Source organism: Methylobacterium oryzae (genome assembly GCF_021398735.1).
Lineage (GTDB): Bacteria > Pseudomonadota > Alphaproteobacteria > Rhizobiales > Beijerinckiaceae > Methylobacterium.
Map to the genome: position 1 here is coordinate 4,448,341 of NZ_CP090349.1, position 22,964 is coordinate 4,471,304.

23 protein-coding genes are annotated in these 22,964 nt (G+C 70.5%); 2 read left to right on the plus strand and 21 right to left on the minus strand.

What is annotated here, in order from left to right:
• Nucleotides 1–26: 26 nt before the first annotated feature.
• The 20 genes from plsY to LXM90_RS21370 all read right to left on the minus strand — a co-directional run bounded on the left by plsY (nucleotide 27) and on the right by LXM90_RS21370 (nucleotide 19,810).
• A complete protein-coding gene (plsY, locus tag LXM90_RS21275; protein WP_026604735.1) occupies nucleotides 27–629 on the minus strand; it encodes a glycerol-3-phosphate 1-O-acyltransferase PlsY in 603 nt (200 codons plus the stop codon).
• Nucleotides 629–1,933, minus strand: coding sequence for a dihydroorotase (locus LXM90_RS21280; RefSeq protein ID WP_020091783.1), 1,305 nt, complete (start codon nucleotides 1,931–1,933; stop codon nucleotides 629–631). Before LXM90_RS21280 ends, plsY begins: the two co-directional genes overlap by 1 nt.
• Nucleotides 1,930–2,733 carry an imidazole glycerol phosphate synthase subunit HisF gene (gene hisF, locus LXM90_RS21285; RefSeq protein WP_020091782.1) on the minus strand — a complete coding sequence of 268 codons (804 nt, stop codon included), beginning with the start codon at nucleotides 2,731–2,733 and terminating at the stop codon, nucleotides 1,930–1,932. Before hisF ends, LXM90_RS21280 begins: the two co-directional genes overlap by 4 nt.
• A 32-nt stretch (nucleotides 2,734–2,765) precedes the next feature.
• On the minus strand, nucleotides 2,766–3,509 hold the full coding sequence (gene hisA / locus LXM90_RS21290; RefSeq protein WP_020091781.1) for a 1-(5-phosphoribosyl)-5-[(5-phosphoribosylamino)methylideneamino]imidazole-4-carboxamide isomerase: 744 nt from the start codon (nucleotides 3,507–3,509) through the stop codon (nucleotides 2,766–2,768).
• Nucleotides 3,510–3,546: 37 nt separating this feature from the next.
• Entirely contained in the window at nucleotides 3,547–4,206 is a 660-nt protein-coding gene (gene hisH / locus LXM90_RS21295) for an imidazole glycerol phosphate synthase subunit HisH (protein WP_020091780.1), read from the minus strand.
• 19 nt (nucleotides 4,207–4,225) lie between these two features.
• Complete coding sequence (locus LXM90_RS21300) at nucleotides 4,226–4,705, minus strand: DUF2628 domain-containing protein (RefSeq protein ID WP_026604734.1); 480 nt, start codon at nucleotides 4,703–4,705, stop codon at nucleotides 4,226–4,228.
• Nucleotides 4,706–4,778: 73 nt separating this feature from the next.
• On the minus strand, nucleotides 4,779–5,366 hold the full coding sequence (hisB, locus tag LXM90_RS21305; RefSeq protein WP_020091778.1) for an imidazoleglycerol-phosphate dehydratase HisB: 588 nt from the start codon (nucleotides 5,364–5,366) through the stop codon (nucleotides 4,779–4,781).
• A gap of 84 nt (nucleotides 5,367–5,450) precedes the next feature.
• Nucleotides 5,451–6,326, minus strand: a complete 876-nt coding sequence (locus tag LXM90_RS21310; protein WP_026604733.1) for an S-methyl-5'-thioadenosine phosphorylase — start codon at nucleotides 6,324–6,326, stop codon at nucleotides 5,451–5,453.
• A gap of 300 nt (nucleotides 6,327–6,626) precedes the next feature.
• Complete coding sequence (locus LXM90_RS21315) at nucleotides 6,627–7,538, minus strand: cytochrome c1 (RefSeq protein WP_020091776.1); 912 nt, start codon at nucleotides 7,536–7,538, stop codon at nucleotides 6,627–6,629.
• Nucleotides 7,539–7,556: 18 nt separating this feature from the next.
• Nucleotides 7,557–8,843 (minus strand): cytochrome b, encoded by a 1,287-nt coding sequence (locus LXM90_RS21320; RefSeq protein WP_020091775.1) that lies wholly within the window; start codon nucleotides 8,841–8,843, stop codon nucleotides 7,557–7,559.
• 13 nt (nucleotides 8,844–8,856) lie between these two features.
• A complete protein-coding gene (gene petA / locus LXM90_RS21325) occupies nucleotides 8,857–9,441 on the minus strand; it encodes a ubiquinol-cytochrome c reductase iron-sulfur subunit (RefSeq protein WP_081636448.1) in 585 nt (194 codons plus the stop codon).
• A 182-nt stretch (nucleotides 9,442–9,623) separates the two neighbouring features.
• Nucleotides 9,624–11,489 (minus strand): ABC transporter ATP-binding protein, encoded by a 1,866-nt coding sequence (locus LXM90_RS21330; protein ID WP_020091773.1) that lies wholly within the window; start codon nucleotides 11,487–11,489, stop codon nucleotides 9,624–9,626.
• An 88-nt stretch (nucleotides 11,490–11,577) separates the two neighbouring features.
• Complete coding sequence (locus LXM90_RS21335) at nucleotides 11,578–12,165, minus strand: AprI/Inh family metalloprotease inhibitor (RefSeq protein ID WP_020091772.1); 588 nt, start codon at nucleotides 12,163–12,165, stop codon at nucleotides 11,578–11,580.
• A 171-nt stretch (nucleotides 12,166–12,336) separates the two neighbouring features.
• On the minus strand, nucleotides 12,337–13,161 hold the full coding sequence (locus tag LXM90_RS21340; RefSeq protein WP_020091771.1) for a succinate dehydrogenase iron-sulfur subunit: 825 nt from the start codon (nucleotides 13,159–13,161) through the stop codon (nucleotides 12,337–12,339).
• An 85-nt stretch (nucleotides 13,162–13,246) separates the two neighbouring features.
• Complete coding sequence (sdhA, locus tag LXM90_RS21345; protein ID WP_020091770.1) at nucleotides 13,247–15,064, minus strand: succinate dehydrogenase flavoprotein subunit; 1,818 nt, start codon at nucleotides 15,062–15,064, stop codon at nucleotides 13,247–13,249.
• A 31-nt stretch (nucleotides 15,065–15,095) separates the two neighbouring features.
• On the minus strand, nucleotides 15,096–15,515 hold the full coding sequence (gene sdhD / locus LXM90_RS21350; RefSeq protein ID WP_042674306.1) for a succinate dehydrogenase, hydrophobic membrane anchor protein: 420 nt from the start codon (nucleotides 15,513–15,515) through the stop codon (nucleotides 15,096–15,098).
• 10 nt (nucleotides 15,516–15,525) lie between these two features.
• The gene (sdhC, locus tag LXM90_RS21355) at nucleotides 15,526–15,927 is read right to left on the minus strand and encodes a succinate dehydrogenase, cytochrome b556 subunit (protein WP_026604731.1); all 402 of its coding nucleotides are present in this window, start codon (nucleotides 15,925–15,927) and stop codon (nucleotides 15,526–15,528) included.
• Nucleotides 15,928–16,056: 129 nt separating this feature from the next.
• Complete coding sequence (locus LXM90_RS21360) at nucleotides 16,057–17,307, minus strand: SLC13 family permease (protein ID WP_199778763.1); 1,251 nt, start codon at nucleotides 17,305–17,307, stop codon at nucleotides 16,057–16,059.
• Between the two features lie 275 nt (nucleotides 17,308–17,582).
• On the minus strand, nucleotides 17,583–18,161 hold the full coding sequence (locus tag LXM90_RS21365) for a hypothetical protein (RefSeq protein ID WP_020091766.1): 579 nt from the start codon (nucleotides 18,159–18,161) through the stop codon (nucleotides 17,583–17,585).
• Nucleotides 18,162–18,316: 155 nt separating this feature from the next.
• A complete protein-coding gene (locus LXM90_RS21370) occupies nucleotides 18,317–19,810 on the minus strand; it encodes an AMP nucleosidase (RefSeq protein WP_020091765.1) in 1,494 nt (497 codons plus the stop codon).
• A 125-nt stretch (nucleotides 19,811–19,935) separates the two neighbouring features.
• On the opposite strand from LXM90_RS21370, the gene tsaA reads away from it, so the two are divergent.
• Nucleotides 19,936–20,445, plus strand: coding sequence for a tRNA (N6-threonylcarbamoyladenosine(37)-N6)-methyltransferase TrmO (tsaA, locus tag LXM90_RS21375; protein ID WP_042674310.1), 510 nt, complete (start codon nucleotides 19,936–19,938; stop codon nucleotides 20,443–20,445).
• Nucleotides 20,442–21,134: an SGNH/GDSL hydrolase family protein gene (locus tag LXM90_RS21380; protein WP_020091763.1), complete on the plus strand. Its 693-nt coding sequence runs from the start codon at nucleotides 20,442–20,444 to the stop codon at nucleotides 21,132–21,134. The genes tsaA and LXM90_RS21380 overlap by 4 nt, the downstream gene beginning before the upstream one ends.
• 129 nt (nucleotides 21,135–21,263) lie before the next feature.
• On the opposite strand, the gene guaA is transcribed toward LXM90_RS21380, so the two are convergent.
• Entirely contained in the window at nucleotides 21,264–22,820 is a 1,557-nt protein-coding gene (gene guaA / locus LXM90_RS21385) for a glutamine-hydrolyzing GMP synthase (protein ID WP_020091762.1), read from the minus strand.
• Between the last annotated feature and the right edge of the window lie 144 nt (nucleotides 22,821–22,964).

Sequence of the window (22,964 nt, forward strand, 5' to 3'; positions counted from 1 at the left end):
CGAAGGTCGGCGCGGCGCGCCGGCACTCAGCCCTTCTGGCCGATGCGCCCCTCGGTGCCGGACGCGAGTCGGCGGATGTTGGGCGCGTGCTTCCACCATAGCAGCAGGCCGAGGAGCAGGAACAGCAACGCCTGCGTCGGGGCACCCAGCGCCCAGAGGACGAGGGGTGTGGCCGCCGAGGCGGCGAGCGCCGCCAGCGACGAGTACTTGAGCGCGAAGGCGAGACCGAGCCAGATCGCCGCGAACGCTGCGAGGGCGGGCGGGCTGAAGGCGAGGAGCACCCCGATGAAGGTCGCGACGCCCTTGCCGCCCTTGAAGCCCAGCCAGACCGGGAAGAGGTGGCCGAGGAAGGCGCCGAGCCCGGCCGCGAGCGCCGGGCCCTCGCCCAACTGCCGGGCGATGAGGACGGCCGCCGTGCCCTTGAGGGCGTCGCCCAGGAGCGTCGCCGCGGCGAGGCCCTTGCGGCCGGTGCGGAGCACGTTGGTGGCGCCGATATTGCCGGAGCCGATCGCCCGCACGTCGCCGAGGCCGGCGAACTTCGTGAGGATCAGCCCGAACGGGATCGAGCCCAGGGCGTAGCCGAGGGCGAGGCCGCCGAGGGCGGCCGGGGTCGCGAGATCGGGGAACATCATGCGGCGGCCGCGAGGTCGTCGGCCGCGTGGACGATCCGGCCACCGACCAGCGTCAGCACCGCCGCGCCCTGGAGGCGCGCCTCGTCGAAGGGGGAGTTCTTGGAGCGCGACTTCAGCCGGCGCTTGTCGAGGACGTAGGGGAGATCGGGATCGATCAGCACGAGGTCGGCGGGGGCGCCGACCGCCAGCCGGCCGGCCTCGCGGCCGAGGATGCGCGCCGGATTCACGGTGAGCGCGGCGACGAGCTTGGGCAGCGCGAGGTCGCCGGTGTGGACGAGGCGCATGGCGGCGCCGAACAGCGTCTCGATGCCCAGCGCCCCGTCCGCCGCCTCGGCGAAGGGCAGGCGCTTGGTCTCCACGTCCTGCGGGTTGTGGTCGGACACGATCACGTCGATCACGCCCTCGTCGAGGGCGCGCACCACAGCCTGACGGTCGGTCTCGTGGCGCAGGGGCGGCGAGAGCCGGCAGAAGGTGCGGTAATGGCCGATGTCGTTCTCATTGAGGACGAGGTTGTTCACCGAGACGCCGCAGGTCACCGGCAGGCCGTCCTGCTTGGCGCGGCGGACGATCTCCACCGAATCGGCGCAGGAGATCATCGCCGCGTGGTAGCGGGCGCCGGTCAGCCGCACGAGGCGGATGTCGCGCTCCAGCATCACGGTCTCGGCCTCGCGGGGGATGCCCATGAGCCCGAGGCGCGAGGCGAGCTCGCCCTCGTTCATGACGCCCTCGGCGACGAGGGCGGATTCCTCCACGTGCTGCACGATCAGCGCGTCGAAATCCCGGGCGTAGGTCAGGGCGCGGCGCAGAACCTGGGCGTTCGCCACGGCCCTGAGCCCGTCGGTGAACGCGACCGCGCCGGCCTCCTTGAGCAGGCCGAACTCGGTCATCTCCCGGCCGGCCAAGCCCTTGGTGATGGCGGCGGCCGGCAGGACGTTGACGCTCGCCGTGTCGCGGGCGCGGCGGAGCACGAAGTCGACGATGGCCGGCTCGTCGATCACCGGATTGGTGTCGGGCATGCAGACGAGCGTCGTGACGCCGCCCGCGGCCGCCGCGGCGCTCGCCGAGGCCAGGGTCTCGCGGTGCTCCGCCCCCGGCTCGCCCACGAAGGCGCGCATGTCGATCAGCCCGGGGGTCAGCACGCGGCCGGCGCAGTCGACGCGCTTCGCGTCGGCCGGGGCGCCCGGCGCCGCGCCGGCGGCGATGTCGGCGATGCGGCCGTCCCGCACCAGCACCGCGCCGGAGGTCTGGCGGCCGGTCGCGGGATCGAGGAGGTCGGCGTTCGCCAGAAGGTAGCTGCTCACAGGGGCGCCCTCGCGGAAGAGGCCGGGCCGTCGAGGCGCATGGCGAGGCCGGCCGCCGCCATGTGCGCCTTCGCCTCGGCGACGCTCGCCTGCCCGAAATGGAAGATGGAGGCCGCCAGGACGGCGCTGGCGCCGCCCTCGGCCACGCCGGCCACGAGGTCGTCGAGGCCGCCGACGCCGCCCGAGGCGATCACCGGCACGGTGACGGCATCGCTGATCGCCCGCGTCAGGGCGAGATCGTAGCCGGAGCGCGTCCCGTCCTTGTCCATGGAGGTGACGAGCAGTTCGCCGGCGCCCTTTTCGGCCACCAGCCGCGCGAAGGCCACGGCGTCGATCCCGGTCGGGTCGCGGCCGCCATGGGTGAAGATCTCCCAGGCGGCCGGCGCGCCGGGGGACGAGACGCGCTTGGCGTCGATCGCCACCACGATGCACTGCGCGCCGAACTTCTCGGCGGCCCGGGCCACGAGGTCGGGATCCTTCACCGCGGCGGTGTTGATCGCGACCTTGTCGGCACCGGCGAGCAGCAGCGCGCGCACGTCCTCGACGGTGCGCACGCCGCCGCCGACGGTCAGCGGCATGAAGCAGGCCTCGGCGGTCCGGCTGACGATGTCGAGCAGGGTGCCGCGGGCCTCGCGGCTCGCGGTGATGTCGAGGAAGCACAGCTCGTCCGCGCCGGCCGCGTCGTAGACCTTGGCGGCCTCGACGGGATCGCCGGCGTCGCGCAGGCCCTCGAAGCGCACGCCCTTCACGACGCGCCCGTCCTTCACGTCGAGGCAGGGGATGATGCGGGTCTTCAGCACGGGCGGCGTCTCATGTCGCGAGCCTCTGGATATCACGCCGTCGGGCCGCGCGCCGCAGCGATCGCCGCCAGGGCCGCCTCCGGATCGATGCGGCCGTCGTAGAGCGCCCGGCCGGTGATCGCGCCGGCGATCAGGGCGCAGTCGGGCTGCAGCAGCCGGTGGACGTCGTCGATCGACGCGAGGCCGCCCGAGGCGATGACCGGGATGCGCACGGCCTGGGCGAGCGCCAGGGTCATCTCGACGTTGAGGCCCTTCAGGATCCCGTCGCGGGCGATGTCGGTATAGATGATCGCCGCGACGCCCGCGTCCTCGAACCGGCGCCCCAGCTCCTCCGCGGTCATGCTGGAGGTCTGGGCCCAGCCCTCAACGGCGACGCGGCCGTCCTTGGCGTCGATCCCGACCGCGATCTTCCCGGGATACTTGCGGGCCGCCTCCCGGACGAAGCCGGGATCGCGCACCGCCGCGGTGCCGATGATCGCGCGGGCAACGCCCTTGCTCAGCCACCCCTCCAGGGTCTTCATCTCGCGGATCCCGCCGCCGAGCTGGACCGGGATCGTCACCCGCGCGAGGATCGCGTCGACGGCCTCGGCGTTCCGCGGGGCGCCCGCGAAGGCGCCGTCGAGATCGACGACGTGGAGCCAGGAGAAGCCCTGCGCCTCGAAGATCGCGGCCTGCGCGGCCGGATCGTCGCCGAAGACCTTGGCCTGCGCCATGTCCCCCTGGATGAGGCGAACGCAACGCCCCTCTTTCAGGTCGATCGCCGGGTACAGGATCACGGGCGCTTCCGTCCTTCTTGCCTGGGCCGAACGGCGCTCACGGGCGCCAGTTCAGGAAGTTGGCGATGAGCGCGAGGCCCAGCCGCTGGCTCTTCTCGGGGTGGAACTGCGTGCCGGCGACGTTGCCGCGGGCGACGAGGGCGGTGACCGGACCGCCGTACTCGGCGCGCGCGACGACGTCGTCCGGGCGCTCCGCCTGCAGCGCGTAGCTGTGCACGAAGTAGGCGTGCAGCCCGTCCTCGCCGGTGGGAATGCCGGCGAGCAGCGGGTGGTCGCGCTCGGTCCGCAGGGTGTTCCAGCCCATGTGGGGAACCTTGAGGGCCGGATCCGACGGCCGGATCGGACCGACGTCGCCGGGGATCCAGCCGAGCCCCGGCGTTGTCGTGTACTCGAGCCCGCGGCTCGCCAGGAGCTGCATCCCCACGCAGATGCCGAGGAACGGACGGCCCGCCCCGTGGGCGACCCGCGTCATCGCCTCGACCATGCCGGGGACGGCATCGAGCCCGCGGCGGCAATCCGCGAAGGCGCCGACGCCGGGCAGCACGACGCGGTCGGCCGCGGCCACCACCTCCGGGTCCGAGGTCAGGCAGATCCGCGCGTCGCGCCCGCTCTCGCGGGCGGCGCGCTCGAAGGCCTTGGCGGCGGAGTGGAGGTTGCCCGACCCGTAATCGATGATCGCGACGGTCTCGGTGGTCATGCGCGTCTCGCCCGGGAACTCACCGGGCGCCTTCCTGGGCGGGGAACAGCCCGATCACCGGCTCGGCCCGCCGGCTGGGGCCGCTCGGGAACGGGGCCCGGGGGGCGCCCGGGATCGCCTCGATCCAGCGGTTCAGCGCCCGGGCCTCGGCCTCCTCGGGCGTCGCGGCGACCACCGCGTCGCGCGCCGGCCAGCCGCGCCGCGCCAGGGTCCAGCGGCGCAGGCTGGAGGCCTCGAGGCCGATCAGCCAGGCTGCCAGCAGGGTGACGATCAGGCCGGCACCGGCCGGGAGCCCGAGGGCAATGCCGGCAGCGGCCAGCGCCACGAGGCCGACGAGGACGAGCAGGGCGGCGAGCCAGAGGCGGTGGAACAGGAACCACAGCACCGTGAAGGCGAAGGCCGGCCATGAGAAGCCGTCACGTACCAGGAGAGCCCGGTCGAGCCCGACCGTCTCGCCGGGCCGCGCATCGGCCGGCAGGTGGAGCGTGTAGCTGCGCATCCGCATTGCGAAACTCCGACAGCGCGCGCCGCGACGGCCGTGTGGCCGATCCGGGCGCCCGACGACAACGGGTCTACAGAGAGCCCTTGGTTGAGGGAACGCGCCCCTCCTCCCGCGGATCGATCGCCACGGCCTTCCGCAAGGCGCGGGCCAGCCCCTTGTAGCAGCTCTCCGCGATGTGGTGGGCGTTGTCGCCGTAGAGGGTCTCCACGTGGAGCGTCAGGCCGGCATTCATCGCGAAGGCCTGGAACCACTCGCGCACCAGCTCGGTGTCGAACTGTCCGATCTTCTCAACGCGGAACGTCGTGCGGAACACCAGGAAGGGCCGGCCGGAGATGTCGACGCAGACCCGGGTCAGCGCCTCGTCCATCGGCAGGTGGATGTCGGCGTAGCGCGTGACCCCGCGCTTGTCGCCGAGCGCCTTGGCGAAGGCCTGCCCCAGGGCGATGCCGCAATCCTCGGCCGAGTGGTGCTGGTCGATGTGCAGGTCGCCGTCGACCTTCACATCCAGGTCGAACAGGGCGTGCCGCGCCAGCAGATCCAGCATGTGGTCGAGGAAGCCGATGCCGGTGGCGATCTTCGACCGCCCGGTCCCGTCGAGATTGACGGTGACCGCGATATCGGTCTCCGCGGTCTTCCGGCTGATGGAGGCGCTGCGCATTTCGGTCTGGACTTCGCGTCGGGGGCGGCCCGGGCCGCCCGCGCCTTCTAGAGGGACTCGTCGCCGAATGGAAAGGCCGGCCGGCTAGCCGTTGAGAACCCGCCCCGCCACGGCGTCGAGCTTGGCGAGCAGCGCCGGATCCCGGACGGCGGGCGCCGTCATGATCGCGCCGTCCAGGGCCCGGTGCGAACCCGCCGGGCACGGCTCCCGCTCGGTCGGGAAATCGCGGGCGAGACGGGCGACGAGCCGCGCCGCCTTGTCGGCGTTGGCCCGGGCGACGGCGATCACCGCGGCGACGTCGACGGCGTCGTGGCCCGGGTGCCAGCAATCGTAGTCGGTCACCATCGCGATGGTCGCGTAGGTGATCTCCGCCTCGCGGGCGAGCTTGGCCTCGGGCATGTTGGTCATGCCGATCACGTCGAAGCCCTGGGCCTTGTAGGCGCGGGATTCGGCCAGCGACGAGAATTGCGGCCCCTCCATGCAGACGTAGGTGCCGCCGCGATGGACCGCGATGTGCTCAGCCTTCGCGGCCTGGGCGATCCGCGCCTGCAGGCCGGGGCCCACCGGGTGCGCGAGGGAGACGTGGGCGACGCAGCCGTCGCCGAAGAACGACGAGGCTCGGCCGTGGGTGCGGTCGACGAACTGGTCGACGAGCACGAAGAGGCCCGGGGGCAGGTCCTCGCGGAAGGAGCCGCAGGCCGAGAGGGCGACGAGGTCAGTGACCCCGGCCCGTTTCAGGGCGTCGATATTGGCGCGGTAGTTGATGCCCGACGGCGAGAGCCGGTGCCCCCGCCCGTGGCGCGCCAGGAACACGACCTTGGTGTCGCCGATGTGCCCGATCCGCAGGGCGTCCGAGGGCTCGCCCCAGGGCGACGCCACGCGCTCCTCGCGGACGTCCTCGAGACCCGGCAGGTCGTAGACGCCGGACCCACCCATGACACCCAGTACCGCTGCGCTCATGCCGGACTCCCTCAACGCGCGACGCCTCGGCAGCGCGGCCTATCCCACCCGGCACCTCGTCCTCGGGTGCCGGAGCCATGCGGAGGCCTCGACGGAGACCTCCGGACGCCGCTCTGATCCCTGAAGCTCTCCTGCGAGGCCCGCTGACGCGGTCACCTCAGGATGAGGTGGTGCAGGGGACGGACGGTTTCGGAAGGCGGACCGTCGCGGCGGGCGAGCGGTAGCATGGAGTGCCGGCCGAAAAAAAGATGGGCCTCCGCGAGGGAGGCCCATCCGAACTGCGAGCCGATCCGGCCCGCCTCAGTAGGTCTTGTGCAGCTCCGGCTGGAGGCCGTGGACCTCGCCGCCGACATCCGCCCAGATCTTCTTCTTCACGTAGTAGAGCAGGCCCGACAGGATGATCAGGAACAGGATCACCCGGAAGCCCAAAGCCTTGCGGTCCATCATGTGCGGCTCGGCCGCCCACATCAGGAAGGCCGAGACGTCCTTGCCGTACTGGTCCAGTGTCTCGGGCACGACCGGCTGGCCCTGATCGTTCTTCGGGTAGGAGACCTGCCCGTCGGTGATCGGCGGCGGCATCGCGATGATGTGGCCCGGATAGTACTTGTTGTAGTGGCCGCCCTCCGGCAGCGCGAAGTCCTTCGGCGGATCCTGGTAGCCGTTGATCAGGGCGTGGATGTAGTCCGGCCCTTGTTCCGAGTAGCCGACCAGCGGCAACCAGTCGGTCAGGAAGTAGAGCGAGCCGCGGGAGAAGGTCCGCGCCTTGGCGATGACCGAGAAGTCCGGCGGGGCCTTGCCGCCGTTGGCCGCGGCCGCAGCCTGATCGTTCGGGAAGGGCGGCGGGAAGGTGTCGGCCGGGCGGCCCGGCCGCTCGAACATGTCGCCGGCGTCGTTCGGCCCGTCCTTCACCTGGTAGGTCGCGGCCAGCGCCTTGACCTGCCCGGCCGAGAAGTGCGGCCCGCCCTCCTGCGCGAGGTTGCGGAAGGAGACCAGCTTCATCGAGTGGCAGGCGGAGCAGACCTCCTTGTAGACCTGGAATCCGCGCTGCAGCTGCGCGGTGTCGAAGCGGCCGAACACGCCGGCGAAGCTCCAGTTCACGCGGGCCGGGATCGGCCCGCCATGTCCTTCCTGGGCGGAGACCGGCACGGCGCCGATCAGCAGGGCCGCCAGGGCGGCCGCGGCGGTCGTCGAGAGGACGCGGGTCATCATCATGGTCCTGTCGTCAGCCCGTCAGCCTTTGGTGGTCGGAGCGGCGGCGGCGCCCGCCGGCATGCCGGATCCGGTCACCTGCTTGCCCGGTCCGGTCACACTCTCGAGGATCGAGCCCGGCAACTTCTTTGGCGTCTCGAACAGGCCGCAGAGCGGCATGACGATCAGGAAGTGCGCGAAGTAGTAGGCGGTGCAGACCTGGGCGGCGAGCACGTAGCCGCCCTCCGGGGGCTGCGAGCCGAGCCAGCCGAGGAGCAGGGTCGCGCCGATGAACACCCAGAAGAACTGGCGGTAGATCGGCCGGTAGTTGCACGACCGGATCCGCGACGTGTCGAGCCACGGCGCGAAGGCCAGGATGATCACCGCCGAGAACATCAGGATGACGCCGCCGAGCTTGCTCGGGACCGCGCGCAGGATCGCGTAGAACGGCAGGAAGTACCATTCCGGCACGATGTGCGCGGGCGTCACCGCCGGGTTCGCCTGGATGTAGTTGTCGGCGTGGCCGAGATAGTTCGGCTGGTAGAACAGGAACCACGCGAACAGGATCATGAACACGCAGGTCGCGAACACGTCCTTGACCGTCGCGTAGGGCGTGAACGGCACCGCGTCCTTGCCCGACTTGATCGGGATGCCGGCCGGGTTGTTCTGCCCGGTGACGTGCAGGGCCCAGACGTGCAGCACGACCACGCCGGCAATCATCCACGGCAGCAGGTAGTGCAGCGAGAAGAAGCGGTTCACGGTCGGGTTGCCCACCGAGTAGCCGCCCCACAGCAGGGTCTGAATCGTGTCGCCGACCACCGGGATCGCCGCCAGGATGTTGGTGATGACGGTCGCGCCCCAGAAGCTCATCTGGCCCCACGGCAGCGTGTAGCCGAGGAAGGCGGTCGCCATCATCAGGAGGTAGATGACGACGCCTAGGATGTAGAGCACCTCGCGCGGCGCCTTGTAAGACCCGTAATAGAGGGCGCGGAACATGTGGACGTAGACGGCGACGAAGAACATCGAGGCGCCGTTGGCGTGCGCGTAGCGCAGCAGCCAGCCGTAGTTCACGTCGCGCATGATCTTCTCGACGGAGGTGAAGGCACCTGTCGCCGAGGGCTCATAGTGCATCGCCAGCCAGATGCCGGTGACGATCTGGATTCCCAGGAAAGCGGCGAGGATCGCCCCGAAGGTCCAGAAGTAGTTGAGGTTCCGCGGAACCGGGTAGGCGATGAAGGACGAGTGCACCAGCCCGGCGATGGGCAGGCGCGCCTCGAACCATTTGGCCACGCGGCTCTTCGGGACGTAGGTGCTGGCTGTTCCGCTCATGCTTCCGTCCTCCTCAGGCCGCTTCCTTGCCGCCTTCGCCGATCCGGATCTTGGTATCGGTCTGGAAGGCGTAGGGCGGGATCGGCAGGTTGATGGGCGCCGGTCCGTGGCGCACGCGACCCACCGCGTCGAATTGCGAGCCGTGGCACGGGCAGGCCCAGCCCTCGAAATTGCCCTGGTGGCCGATCGGCACGCAGCCGAGATGTGTGCAGTTGCCGTAGACCACCAGCCACTGGTCGTGGCCGCTCTTGACCCGCGTCGGGAAGGCGGCCGGGTCGATCATGGCCGAGAGCGGGACCGCCTTCATGTCGGTCACTTCCTTGGCGGTCAGCTTGCGCACGAAGATCAGCTTGCCGCGCCAGAAGACGTTGATGATCTGGCCGTCCTGGATCGGCGTCAGGTCGACCTCGATCGGCGCGCCGGCGGCGATCGTTTCGGCGTCGGGTGCCATGGAGGAGATCAGCGGCCAGACGACGGCCCCCGCCCCGACCGCCAACCCGGCGCCCGTCGCCAGGAACAGAAAGTCACGGCGGCTGCCCTCATGACCAGAGACCGCGGCAGCGGCGGCTGATGTGTTCGCCAAGGTTCGGAACTCCATGCGTCGGCGTCAGGGCCGCAGGTGCCCTCGTCCCGGCTCGTCCCGGGAACAAAGCATTATGGTTCTAATCTGAGCAATGAGACCGTCTGCCGCCCCCGAGTCAAGCCGCAGTGTGCGGCGCGGCGATAAGGTCGCCCCTCGATCGTAGCGGTATGTTGCCGGCAATCTCGCTCCTCCGACGCTCAGGCGACGGCGCTGTCGTACCGGGCCGTCCCGTCGTCGAGAAAGCCGCCCGACTGTCGCGTCCAGAGGCCGGCATAGACGCCGCCGGCGGCGACCAACTCGGCGTGAGTCCCCTCCTCGATGATCCGGCCGCGGTCGATCACGACCAGCCGGTCGAGGGCCGCGATCGTCGACAGGCGGTGCGCGATGGCCAGCACGGTCTTGCCGGCCATCAGCGTGTCGAGGGATTCCTGGATCGCCGCCTCGACCTGGCTGTCGAGCGCCGAGGTCGCCTCGTCGAGAATCAGGATCGGCGCGTCCTTCAGCATGACGCGGGCGATGGCGATGCGCTGGCGCTGGCCGCCGGACAGCTTGACGCCGCGCTCGCCGACCTGGGCATCGTAGCCGCGCCGGCCCTTGTGGTCGACGAGATCGGCGATGAACGTGTCCGCGTGGGCGAGCCGCGCGGCCCGCTCGATCTCCGCCTGGGTGGCGCCGGGGCGGCCGTAGGCGATGTTGTCGCGGATGGAGCGGTGCAGCAGGGAGGTGTCCTGGCTGACCATCGCGATGGCCTCGCGCAGGGATTGCTGGGTCACCGTCGCGATGTCCTGGCCGTCCACCAGGATCCGCCCGCTCTCCACGTCGTAGAGCCGCAGGAGCAGGCCCGCCAGGGTCGACTTGCCGGCGCCGCTGACGCCGACCAGCCCGACCTTCTCGCCCGGATGGATCGTCAGGGAGAAATCCTCGATGACGGTGGCGTCGCCGCGCCCGTAGTGAAAGCCGACCTCCGCGAACCGGATCTCGCCGCCGGTGACGGCGAGCGTCCGCGCGTCCGGCGCGTCGACGAGGGCGTGCGGCTGGGCCATCGTCTGCATGCTCTCCTGGACCACGCCGACATTCTCGAAGACGCCGCGCACGGTCTGCATGACCCAGCCCGACATGGCGATGAGCCTGAGGACCAGGGCGAGCCCCGCCGACGCCTCGCCGGTCGTCATGCCGCCGTCGCGCCACAGCACGAGGCAGGCCGCGCCGGTAGCGATCAGGAGCCCGCTGTTGAGCAGGCCGAGGAGGCTCGTCGTCAGGGTGACCAGCCGGAACTGGTGGAGATAGGCGGCGGTGTGGACTTCCACGGCGTCCTGCACCGCGGCCCGCTCCTCGCGGTCGCGGGCGAAGAGCTTCACCGTCAGAATGTTGGTGTAGCTGTCGACGATGCGGCCGATCAGCGTCGAGCGGGTGTCGGCGGTCTTGTGCGAGCGCGCGCGGGCCCGGGGCACGAACCACGCGGTCAGGGCCGCGTAGGCGGCGATCCAGAGCAGCACCGGGACGGCGAGCCACGGCGAGATCGCGCTGAACAGCCCGACCGCGGTGATCGCGTAGATCGCCACGTACAGGAGGGTGTCGATGAAGACGACGGCGAGTTCCCGCACCGCCGGGCCCACCTGGACGACGCGGTTGGCGAGCCGTCCCGAGAAGTCGCCCTGGAAATACGAGAGCGCGTGCCCGAGGGTGTAGAGATGCGCCCGCCAGCGGATCTGGCTGGTCGATTGCGGCACGACGAGCTGGTTGGACAGCACCTCGTGGGCCCAGATCGACAGCGGTCGCACCACGGCGATCAGCAGGACCACCAGCCCGAGCTCGACCGCGTGGTCCGACAGCACCGTCGCCCGGTCGGCCGAGCCGAGTAGGTCGATGAACCAGCGCATCACGAGGTAGAGGGAGGCCTCGACCGTGCCGGCGATCACCGCGATGACGAACAGCGCCGCCAGGGCGGCGCGGATCGGGCGCAGGTAGAACCAGGCGAAGCCGAGCACCGACCGCGGCGGCATCCGCGCCTCGTCGAAGGGCGCGAAGGGGTCGACGCGGCGTTCAAGCCAATCGAGGAACATGTTGACAGGGGCGTGACGCGGCGGGAGCCCCTCATGTAAGCGCCTCCCGCCGCGCGCCAACCGCGCGGCGTGGTCGCGCCGCCCGGCCTCAGCGGTTCAGGGCGAGGGCCGCGCCGGACTTGGTGAGGGCGCCTTCCAGGCCGCCGCCGCCCTGGCGCAGCCGCGCCGCCACCGAGCCGCCCGGCTGGTAGAGGTAGACCTCGCCGTCGCGGAAGTCCCAGGCCGAGACCCGCGCGAGATCCTTGTTGGCGCAGCCCGCGGCCGTCGCCCGGTAGAGGTCGAGGGCCGGGGTGCTCGAGAGCGTGACCTTGCAGTTCGCACCGGTCGCGTCCCGCGCATCCCAGCTTCCGACCACCGACGAGCGGCCGCCCGTGGCGACCGGCGGCGGCGGCGCCGGCGGGGCGACCGGCTCGGCGATCACGGTGGGGCCGCCGGCGGGCGGCGCGGCCGCCTGGGCACCGGGCGGGGGCGGCGCGTCGGGGCTCGCCGCGACGCCGGGCGGCGGCGCCAGCGGGGCCGCCGTCACCGTGCCCGACGGCATGGCCGGCACCGTGTCCAGGGACGCCTGGGGCGACGGCCCCCGGGTGCGCGGCCCGTCGAGGCGGCTGGAGGCGCAGGCGCCGAGGCTGGCGGCCAGACAGAGAACGGCGAACGTCGACAGGCTCGGGCGCAGCATCGGTCCACTTCGGGTCAGGATTCACGGCGCGGAGGCGCTTCGATCCTGACTCCGTGGCAATTGCGCTGTCCGCAAGGCAGCCCTCTCAGCCCGGACCAACTCTGCTGCGGAGAGCCGGCCTTTTCGGCCGGGTGTGGCCCTCAGGCCTCAACACCCGACTCGACTGCGCGATCAGAGCGTGCGCTCGACCATCATCTTCTTGATCTCGGCGATGGCCTTCGCCGGGTTCAGGCTCTTCGGGCACGTGTTGGCGCAGTTCATGATCGTGTGGCAGCGGTACAGCCGGAACGGGTCGTGCAGCCCGTCGAGGCGGTGGCCCGTGTTCTCGTCGCGCGAGTCGATCAGCCAGCGATAGGCCTGCAGCAGGGCCGCCGGGCCGAGGAACTTGTCGCCGTTCCACCAGTAGCTCGGGCACGACGTGGTGCAGCACGCGCACAGGATGCACTCGTAGAGGCCGTCGAGGCGGGAGCGGTCCTCCGGCGTCTGGCGCCACTCCTTCTCGGGCGCGGGCGTCTCGGTCTGGAGCCAGGGCTCGATGGCGGCGTGCTGGGCGTAGAAATTCGTCAGGTCCGGCACGAGATCCTTGAGGACCGGCATGTGCGGCAGCGGGTAGATCCGGATCGCACCGTCCTTGTCCTTGCGGGTCATCACCGGCAGGGCGTTGTCGGGACTCTTGCACTCGTCGATGCCCATCGTGCAGGCGAGCGCGTTCTGCCCCTCGATGTTCATCGCGCAGGAGCCGCAGATGCCCTCGCGGCAGGAGCGGCGGAAGACCAGCGTCGGGTCGACCTTGTTCTTGATCCACAGCAGCGCGTCGAGGACCATCGGGCCGCAATCCTCGCGGTCGACCTGATAGGTGTCGATCCGCGGGTTGGCCCCGTCATCCGGGTTCCAGCGGTAGATCTTGAAGGTCTGCAGGTTCCTGGCGCCGGGCGGGGCCGGCCAGGACTTGCCCTGGGTGATCTGGGAATTCTTCGGAAGGTTGAACTGAGCCATGGTTCTCGACGGCTTCCGCTGGAGCAGGACGCGGCGGCCGGAGGGGTGAGGCCCCGCCGCCGCAGTCGTTGTGCAGAGTTGCAGATCAGTACACGCGCGCCTTGGGCTCGATGTACTGGATCTCGTTGGACATCGTGTAGGTGTGGACCGGGCGGTAATCGATGACCACTTGGTGCTGGCCCTCGTCGAGCCAGGACAGCGTGTGCTTCATCCAGTCCTTGTCGTCGCGGTCCGGGAAGTCCTCGCGCGCGTGGGCGCCGCGCGATTCCGTGCGGTTGGCGGCCGATTCCATCGTCACCACCGCCTGGCCGATCAGGTTGTCGAACTCCAGAGTCTCCAGGAGGTCGGTGTTCCAGACCAGCGACCGGTCGGTGATCTTCACGTCGGCGGCGGCGTTCCAGACCTTGTGGATCAGGCCCTTGCCCTCCTCCAGCACCTCGCCGGTGCGGAACACGGCGCAGTTGTTCTGCATCGTCTTCTGCATCTCGGCACGGAGGTCGGCGGTCGGCGTCGAGCCGTTGGCATAGCGGAACCGGTCGAGGCGCTCGAGGGCCTTATCGGTCGCGCCCTTGGGCAACTCCATGGCCCGGCCGTTCGGCTCGACGATCTCGGCGCAGCGCTTGCCGGCGGCGCGGCCGAAGACCACGAGGTCAATCAGCGAGTTCGAGCCGAGGCGATTGGCGCCGTGGACGGAGACGCAGGCCGCCTCGCCGATCGCCATCAGCCCCGGGACCACCGTGTCGGGGTTGCCGTCGCGCAGCGTCAGCACCTCGCCGTGATAGTTCGTGGGGATGCCGCCCATGTTGTAGTGGACCGTCGGGATGACCGGGATCGGCTCCTTGGTCACGTCGACGCCCGCGAAGATCCGCGCGGATTCCGAGATGCCCGGCAGGCGCTCGTGCAGGATCTTCGGGTCCAGGTGGTCGAGGTGCAGGTAGATGTGGTCCTTGTTCTTGCCGACGCCGCGGCCGTCGCGGATCTCCATGGTCATGGAGCGCGAGACCACGTCGCGCGAGGCGAGGTCCTTCGCCGACGGCGCGTAGCGCTCCATGAAGCGCTCGCCCTCGGAATTGGTGAGGTAGCCGCCCTCGCCGCGGGAGCCTTCGGTGATCAGGCAGCCCGCGCCGTAGATGCCGGTCGGGTGGAACTGCACGAACTCCATGTCCTGCAGCGGCAGGCCGGCGCGCAGCACCATGGCGTTGCCGTCGCCCGTGCAGGTATGGGCGGAGGTCGCCGAGAAGTAGGCGCGGCCGTAGCCGCCGGTCGCCAGGATGGTCATCTGGGCGCGGAAGCGGTGGATCTCGCCGGTGGCCTGATCGAGGGCGATGACGCCGCGGCAGCGGCCCTCGTCGTCCATGATCAGGTCGAGGGCGAAGTACTCGATGAAGAAATCGGTCTGGTTCTTCACCGCCTGCCCGTAGAGGGTGTGCAGCATCGCGTGGCCGGTCCGGTCGGCCGCCGCGCAGGTGCGCTGGGCGGTGCCCTTGCCGTAATCGGTCGTCATGCCGCCGAACGGGCGCTGGTAGATCTTGCCCTCCTCCGTGCGGGAGAACGGTACGCCCCAGTGCTCCAGCTCGTAGACGGCGGCGGGCGCGTTGCGCACGAGGTACTCGATGGCGTCCTGGTCGCCGAGCCAGTCCGATCCCTTCACGGTGTCGTACATGTGCCAGCGCCAGTCGTCCGGGCCCATGTTGCCCAGCGAGGCCGAGATGCCGCCCTGCGCCGCCACCGTGTGCGAGCGCGTCGGGAACACCTTGGTGATGCAGGCGGTGCGCAGGCCCGCTTCCGAGCAGCCCACCGTGGCGCGCAGTCCTGCGCCGCCCGCGCCGACGATCACGACGTCGAAGGCGTGATCGTGGATGGTGTAGGCAGGCCCGCTGCCGTTTGTGCCGTTGGCGGCCATGTTCGGCTCCTCGAGATCGATGTTGACGGGGTCAGGCCGGCTGTCCGAAGCCGATGCGCAGGACCGCGTAGAGGCAGGCGACGGCCACGACGACCGCGTAGGCGTTGTTGGCGAACACCGCCGCGATCTTCGTCGCCGGCGCGTGCACGTAGTCCTCGATGATCACCTGCATGCCGAGGCGCATGTGGACCGTGACCGACAGTAGCGCCAGGATCAGGAGGATCGACACCAGAGGGGTCGCGACGAGGAGCCGCGCCTCCGGGTAGCCGCGGCCCGCCATCTTGGCGATGATCACCACGAAGCTCAGCATCAGCACGACGTTGGCGACGGCGGTCAGCCGCTGCAGCCACCAGTGCCCGGCGCCGTGATGGGAGACGCCGAGGCCGCGCACGCGGGCGCGCGGCGTGCGGATCGAGACGCGCGTGTCCTGCCGGACCTCTTCCTTAGCCATGTCGTCCTCCTCAGCGGACCAGAAGGGCGACCGCCCAGATGACGAGGGTGAGGGCCACCGAGCCGATCAGCGTCAGCCGGGCCATCGAGAGGCGCTTCTCCCGGTCGAAGCCGACACCGGTGTCCCAGATCAGGTGCCGGATGCCGCCGAGCATGTGGTGCATCAGGATCCACGTGTAGACGAACAGGATCAGGCGCCCGAAGATCGAGCCGAAGAACCCAGCCACGTAAGAGTAGCCGGCCGGTCCCGAGGCCAGAGCCACGAGCCAGATCGCGACGAGAGCAGTCCCGCCGTAGAGCGCGGTGCCGGTGATGCGGTGGAACACCGACATCGCCATCGTCCAGGTCCAGCGATAGATCTGGAGATGCGGCGACATGGGCTGAGCCACTGTCGGGCGGGCGGTGGGTGCCATCGTGTTGAAGCCTCGCAGCTGCGAACTGGACCGTCTCTAATCTGGTAGCGCTAGAGCCTGAGCGGGCAACCCGCAATCCGTCATGGTGCGGCGCAATGTGCCCTCTGGGGCGACACTTTGCCGATTCTGTCACTTCAGCTGTCCCAGGAGGCGCCACCACGCGTAGTCGAGCGGCGCCGCCACGAGGAGCGACAGGAAACCGAAGCTCAAGGTGAGCCGGGTCGCGTCCCGGAGACGGACCCGCCCGAGCTCGCTGGCGAACACGATCGGGGGCGCCTGATAGGGGAAGAACAGGGTCGAGTAGCCGATCACCTGCAGCGAGACGACCGCGAAGGGTGACAGGCCGCTCGCCTCCGACATCTCGCCCGCGAGCGCCGTGTACAGGGCCGGGGCGCCGTTGGCGGTGACGAGGAGGGTCAGCACCGTGGCGATGCCGGTGAGCACCGCGAAGTTCTGCGTCGGCGCGTTGTGCGCCAGGGGGGCGACGGTCAGCAGCAGATGGCCGAGGCGCTCGCCGAGCCCGGTCTCGTTGACGAGGGCGACGAGGCCGAGCAGCGCCGCGATGTAGAAGCAGGTCCGCAGGTTCACCTGTTGGAACGCCTCCGGCGGCAGGACCCCGATCCGCGGCAGCAGGCAGACGACCGCGGCGGCGAGGCCGACCCAGGCGGGGGCAAGGCCGTGGAGGCTGTCGGTCATCCAGAGGATCAGCGTGCAGGCGAGGATCACCGCGAGGCGCCGCTCGGGCGCGGACAGCGGGGGAAGGTCCGACAGGGCCGGAGCGGCGGAGCCGAGGTTGTCCGGGAACAGCCGGACGATGAGGCCGACGAGCAGCACGCCCTTCACCAGGGCCAGGACCGGGGCATGCAGAAGGAAGTAAGAGAGGTACGACAGGTGCAGGCCGAGCAGGTGCTCGGCCGAGCCGGCCATCACGAGGTTCGGGACGTTGGCGGGCAGGATCGCCGCAGAGAGGATCGGGGTGGCGAGGCCGACGGCTAGGACCGCACCCGTCCGCCCCGGGCGCCCGGCCGCGAGGCCGAAGGCGTCGCAGAGTGCGAGGGTGACGGGGATCATCAGGGCAATGCGGCCCAGATTCGACGGCATGACGAAGGCGATGAGGAAGCTCAGCGTCACCAGCCCAGCGATGAAGCGGCCGTAGGAGCCGGAGAGCCGCAGGGCGAGGGTGCGCGCCATCCGGGCGCCCAGGCCGGTCCGGGTCATGCCCTGCCCCACTACCATGCCGGACAGGACCAGCCAGAACGCGGAGGACGAGAAGCCCGAGAACACCGTTGCGGCCGAGCCGAGACGCAGCAGCATCGCCAGTCCGAAGAAGGCGAGTGCCGTGACGATCTCGGGCAGCAGCGCGGTCGCCCACAGGCCCATGCACAGCACGAGCAGCCCCGCCGTCGCCGCAACCAGTCCCTCGCCGCTCACCGCGATCGTCCCCGCACCACGCTACGCCGGAAGCGGCATCCTCATCGGATTGGAACGGTTCGCAATTCGGGACTTGTTGAGCGAGCCTTCGCCTGCGGCGAAGGCTGTGGATCCGGTGGGCCGATCTGGCCCAGGGGTCCTCACGACATTGCCCGACCGAAGGCCGGCCGGGCGTCGCGCGGTTTCGAGGATGCGCCGCGGGGACGAGACCCGCGCCGCCTGACTCAGTAGCCGTAGCCGTAGTAGCCGTCGCAGGCAGCCGGGTCGTAGGCGCCGTAGCCGTAAGTGTAGGCGCAATTGTCGTAGCCGTAGTCGAGACCGCCCAGGCCGTAACCGACGCCGAGGCCGAGCCCGAGGCCGGCGAGTCCGTAGCCGACGCCGCGTCCGTAGCGGTGGCCGTAATAGCCGCGGTTGACGAAGCCGCGACCGGCGATCCCGCGGTTCCCGACCCCGCCGAACCGGCCGGCCTGGTTATATCCGCCGGCCCGCAGGCCGCCAGTCCGGACGCCGCCGACGCCGGCCACGCCGAGCCCGGCCCCGCGGAAGCCGCCGCCCAGTCCGCCGACCCGCGCCCCGCCGACGCCGTTCTGGAAGGCGCCGCCGCCGAAGCCGCCGTTCCGGAACGCCCCGCCGCCGACACTGCCGCCGCGGAAGCCGCCGCCGAAACCGCCACCGTGGAAGCCGCCCCCGCCGAATCCGCCGCCGTGGAAGCCACCGCCGCCGAAGCCGCGGGCATCGGCGACGGTCGGCGCGAACGCGACGGCCGTCAGGAGGGCGGTGGAGACGAGTGCGATACGAGTCATGGGAAAGCTCAGCCTGATGTGTGGTGCTTTAACCACTCAACCCGGCTCTAAGGTGGCTGTATCCAAGCTTGAGTATGACCGATGGCGTGGCAGTCGGTCGCTGAGTTGGCGATATGTACGTCGGGCTCGAACGTCACCCTGGACTTCACGAAGTCTCACCGGAAGGGCGGTTCATCGAAACTGCGCAGCTTGCGCGAGTGGAGACCTTGCCGATCGGCCCGAAGAACGTCGAGGGCCGCCAGCCCGACCCGGAGGTGCTCCGAGACGGCCCGATCGTAGAAGGCGTTGGCGGCACCCGGCAGCTTGATCTCGCCGTGGAGCGGCTTGTCTGAGACGCAGAGCAGCGCGCCGTAGGGAACGCGCAGGCGGAAGCCCTGGGCGGCGACCGTGCCGCTCTCCATGTCCACCGCCACGGCGCGGGACTGGTTGATCCGACGCCGCTCCTGGCTGAAGCGCAGTTCCCAGTTGCGATCGTCGTAGGTCACCACCGTGCCGGTGCGCAGGCGCCGCTTGAGCGCGTCAGCCTGCTCGCCCGTCACCGCGGCGGCGGCGTCCTGAAGGGCGACCTGCACCTCGGCGAGGGCCGGCACCGGCACGTCCGGCGGCACGAGCTCGTCGAGGATCCGGTCGCGGCGGAGGTAGGCGTGCGCCAGCACGTAGTCGCCGATGGTCTGCGACTGCCGCAGGCCGCCGCAATGGCCGACCATCAGCCAGCAATCCGGGCGCAGCACCGCGAGGTGGTCGGTGATCGTCTTCGCGTTCGAGGGGCCGACGCCGATATTGACCAGCGTCGTGCCCTGCTGGGTCCCGTCGGAATCGCGCGCCACCAAGTGGTAGGCCGGCATCTGATGGCGATGCCAGGGCGAGGCGGCGATCACAGCGGCCGGGTCTGCATCCACCGCCTCGGCACGGGTCACGGACACGCCGCCCGGCAGGACCAGCCGCTCGAACCCCTCCGCGCCCGAGGCGAGCCGCTCCAAGCCGTGGCGGACGAACTGGTCGACGTAGCGGTGATAGTTGGTGAGCAGGATCCAGGGCTGGACGTCGCGCCAGTCGCAGCCGGTGTAATGGACGAGGCGCCGGAGCGAGTAATCGACCCGAACCGCGTCGAACAGCGCCAGGGGCAGCGGCTCGCCAGGGATCTGGTCGAACAGCCCGTCCGCGATCTCGTCGCCCACGAGCGACAGGAGCGGCACCGGGAAATAGGTGGCGAGGTCCGCGCCGTCGACGCTCCGCCCGCGCGCGTCCAGCCCGGCCTCCAGCACGTAGGGATAGGGAATCTCCTGCGCGCTGAGACCGACCTCGAGGGCGATGCCGTAGTCGGCGATCAGCGGCTCCAGCTGGCGGGTCAGGTACGTCCGGAAGAATCCCGGATGCGTGATTGTGGTGGCGTAGGTGCCGGCGGCCTGGAGCTTGGCGGTGGCGCGCCGGACCCGGGGCAGCGGCCCGTCCGGGCGGTAGCTGATCCGTAGTTCCGGGTAGCGGAAGGCGAGACGCTCCGTGGCGTCCGGCGGCGGCCCGCCGGCGAGGTAGCGCTCCAGCGCGGTCCGCAGGGCGCCGGCCGCGTCGTCGTAGAGCTCGACCAGCCGGTCGATGGCGGTCGCGGCATCCGCCACCGCCTGCATCGGCCGCAATTCCCGCTCGATCATGTCGCCTCCGTTCCTGCTGCCGGATCTACACCCCGCGCCATCCGGGGGCGAGATGCGGGGTTGCGAGCCGCGGACACATGGCCGACAAGCCGGCCGGCGCGGAGCGCGGCGGCGAGGACGCGGGCATGGACACGGGGCTGGACGCAGATGAGTTCGGGACCCGTCCCGGTGAAGAGAGGGCCACCCTGCCCGCGACCTTCGACGCGGGCCTCCACTTCATCGGCCGACTGCGCACGCCCTGGCAGGCGCGGTCCGACTGTCCGAAGAACGGCCTGCAGGCCGACGCAATCTGCACCGTCGAGGTCGACCCGGCCTACGCCCCCGGCCTGCGCAACGTCACGGGCTGCACGCACCTGATCCTCCTCTACTGGATGGACCGGGCGACCCGCGGCCTCGTGATCCAGCGGCCGCGCCACGCCGACGGCCCCAGGGGCACGTTCTCCCTGCGCTCGCCCGCCCGTCCCAACCCGATCGCCCTGTCGGTCGTGGAACTGCTCGGCCGCGTCGGCGACACGCTCCGCGTGCGCGGGCTCGACTGCCTCGACGGCACGCCGCTCCTCGACATCAAGCCCTACTACGCCTCGACGGACGCGCGGCCCGACGCCCGGGTCGACCGGGCCGGGGCCGAGCCGTGAAGCGCGTCGTTTCCCTCGTTCTCGGCGGGCTCGCCCTCCTGGCGATCGGCGGCTTCGCCGGGTGGCGCCTGCATCGGCCGGGGGCCGACGCGCGGGCCTACGCCGAGATGCGCCTGATCGCCGTGCAGGTCAGCCTCGACGAGGCGCCGCCGGACTACGTGTTCTGGGCCGGCGATTCCCAGGTGGAGCTGCAGCCCGGTAGCCAGCGCCCCTGCGGGCTCGATTTCCTCAACGGCGGGATCAGCGGCGCGACCGCGGGCAGCTATGCGGACTATCTCGCGCGCCTGACCTTCAAGGTGCAGCCCCGGCTCGCGGTCCTGACTATCGGGACCAACGACATCCTGGTGAAGAACAACCCGCAGCTGCACAAGCCGACGGAGCAGTTCGAGGCCGCCGCCGAGACGATCGTCAAGCGGCTGCAGACCCTCAGCTCGCGCGTCGTGGTGACCGCCCTCCCCCCGGTCGGTCGCGAGATCGGCAAGCTGGTCGATGCCGGCGCGGTCGCGGATTACTCGCGCCGGTTGCAGAACCTCTGCGGGCGGCTCGGCTGCGTCTTCACGGATCCGTTCGCCGCCCTTCGCGACGGCGATACGGGCTACGCCAAGCCCGGCGCCCTGCGCGACGGGCTGCACCTCGCGGCGTTCCGGCCGGCGCTGAAGGCGGTCGAGCCGGCGCTCTGCACCCCGTGAGGACCGGCGCCGCGTCATCGCGAGCGGAGCGAAGCAATCCAGGAGCGCGACACGGATCGAAGCGTCATGCTGCTCTGGGTCGCTTCGCTCCGCTCGCGATGACGGCGCGGGATCGGGCCGGACGCCGGCTCACTCCCACTCGATCGTGCCAGGCGGCTTCGAGGTGATGTCGTAGGTCACCCGGTTGATGCCCTTCACCTCGTTGATGATCCGGGTCGCGACCCGGCCCAGGAAGGCCATGTCGAACGGGTAGAAGTCGGCGGTCATGCCGTCGACCGAGGTGACGGCGCGCAGCGCGCAGACGTGGTCGTAGGTGCGCCCGTCGCCCATCACGCCGACGGTCTTCACCGGCAGGATCACCGCGAAGGCCTGCCAGATCGTGTCGTAGAGGCCGGCCTGCCGGATCTCGTCGAGGTAGATCGCGTCGGCCTTGCGCAGGGCCTCCAGCTTCTCGCCGGTGATCGTGCCGGGGCAGCGGATCGCCAGGCCCGGGCCCGGGAACGGGTGGCGGCCGACGAAGCCCTCGGGCAGGCCGAGCTCCTTGCCGAGCACCCGGACCTCGTCCTTGAAAAGCTCGCGCAGCGGCTCCACGAGCTTCATGTTCATGCGCTCGGGCAGGCCGCCGACATTGTGGTGGCTCTTGATGGTCACGGACGGGCCGCCGGTGAACGACACGCTCTCGATCACGTCGGGGTAGAGCGTGCCCTGCGCGAGGAACTTCGCCCCGCCGATCTTCTTTGATTCAGCCTCGAAAACGTCGATGAACAGGCGGCCGATCGTCTTGCGTTTTATTTCCGGGTCGCTGACGCCCTCCAGAGCCGCGAGGAACATCCCCGACGCCTCCACGTGGACCAGCGGGATGTTGTAGTGGTCGCGGAACAGTGCCACGACCTGCTCGGCCTCGCCGAGGCGCAGGAGCCCGTGGTCGACGAACACGCAGGTCAGCTGATCGCCGATCGCCTCGTGGATCAGCACCGCCGCCACGGCCGAATCGACGCCGCCCGACAGGCCGCAGATCACCTTCTCGGAGCCGACCTGCTCGCGGATCTTGGCGATGGCCTCTTCGCGGTAGGCGCCCATGGTCCAGTCGCCCGAGCAGCCCGCGACATCGCGCACGAAGTTGCGGATCAGCAGGGCGCCGTGGGGCGTGTGCGCCACCTCCGGGTGGAACTGGACCGCGTAGTAGTTGCGGGCCTCGTCGGCAACCGCCGCGAAGGGGGCGTTCCTGGAGATCGCCACGGTGGTGAAGCCGTCCGGCAGCTTGGTGACGCGATCACCGTGGCTCATCCAGACCGGGTATTTCTCGCCCTTGTGCCAGACGCCCTTGAACAGCGGGCAGTCGGCCAGGATCTCGACCTCGGCGCGGCCGAACTCCGCGTGGTGGCCGCCCTCGACGGCGCCGCCGAGCTGGGCCGCCATGGTTTGCTGGCCGTAGCAGATGCCGAAGACCGGGACGCCCGAATCGAACACGAGTTGGGGCGCGCGGGGCGAGGCCGCGACGGTCACCGATTCGGGGCCGCCGGAGAGGATTACGCCCTTGGGCTTCTGCTCGCGGAACGCGGCCTCGGCCTTCGTGAAGGGCACGATCTCGCAGTAGACGCCCTCCTCGCGCACCCGGCGGGCGATGAGCTGCGTCACCTGAGAGCCGAAATCGACGATCAGGATCTTGTCGTGGTCGGTGTTCATCGCGGGCGATTATCCGAAGCCCGCGGCGCGTGCAACGCACAAGTCCGGATTGTCCGGCCTTCCGACGTGCCGTCACCGACGGAATGCCGGACCCGACCGTCAGGTCCCGCGCGTCGCCGTCGCCCCGTCGGTGCCGGCGCGGCC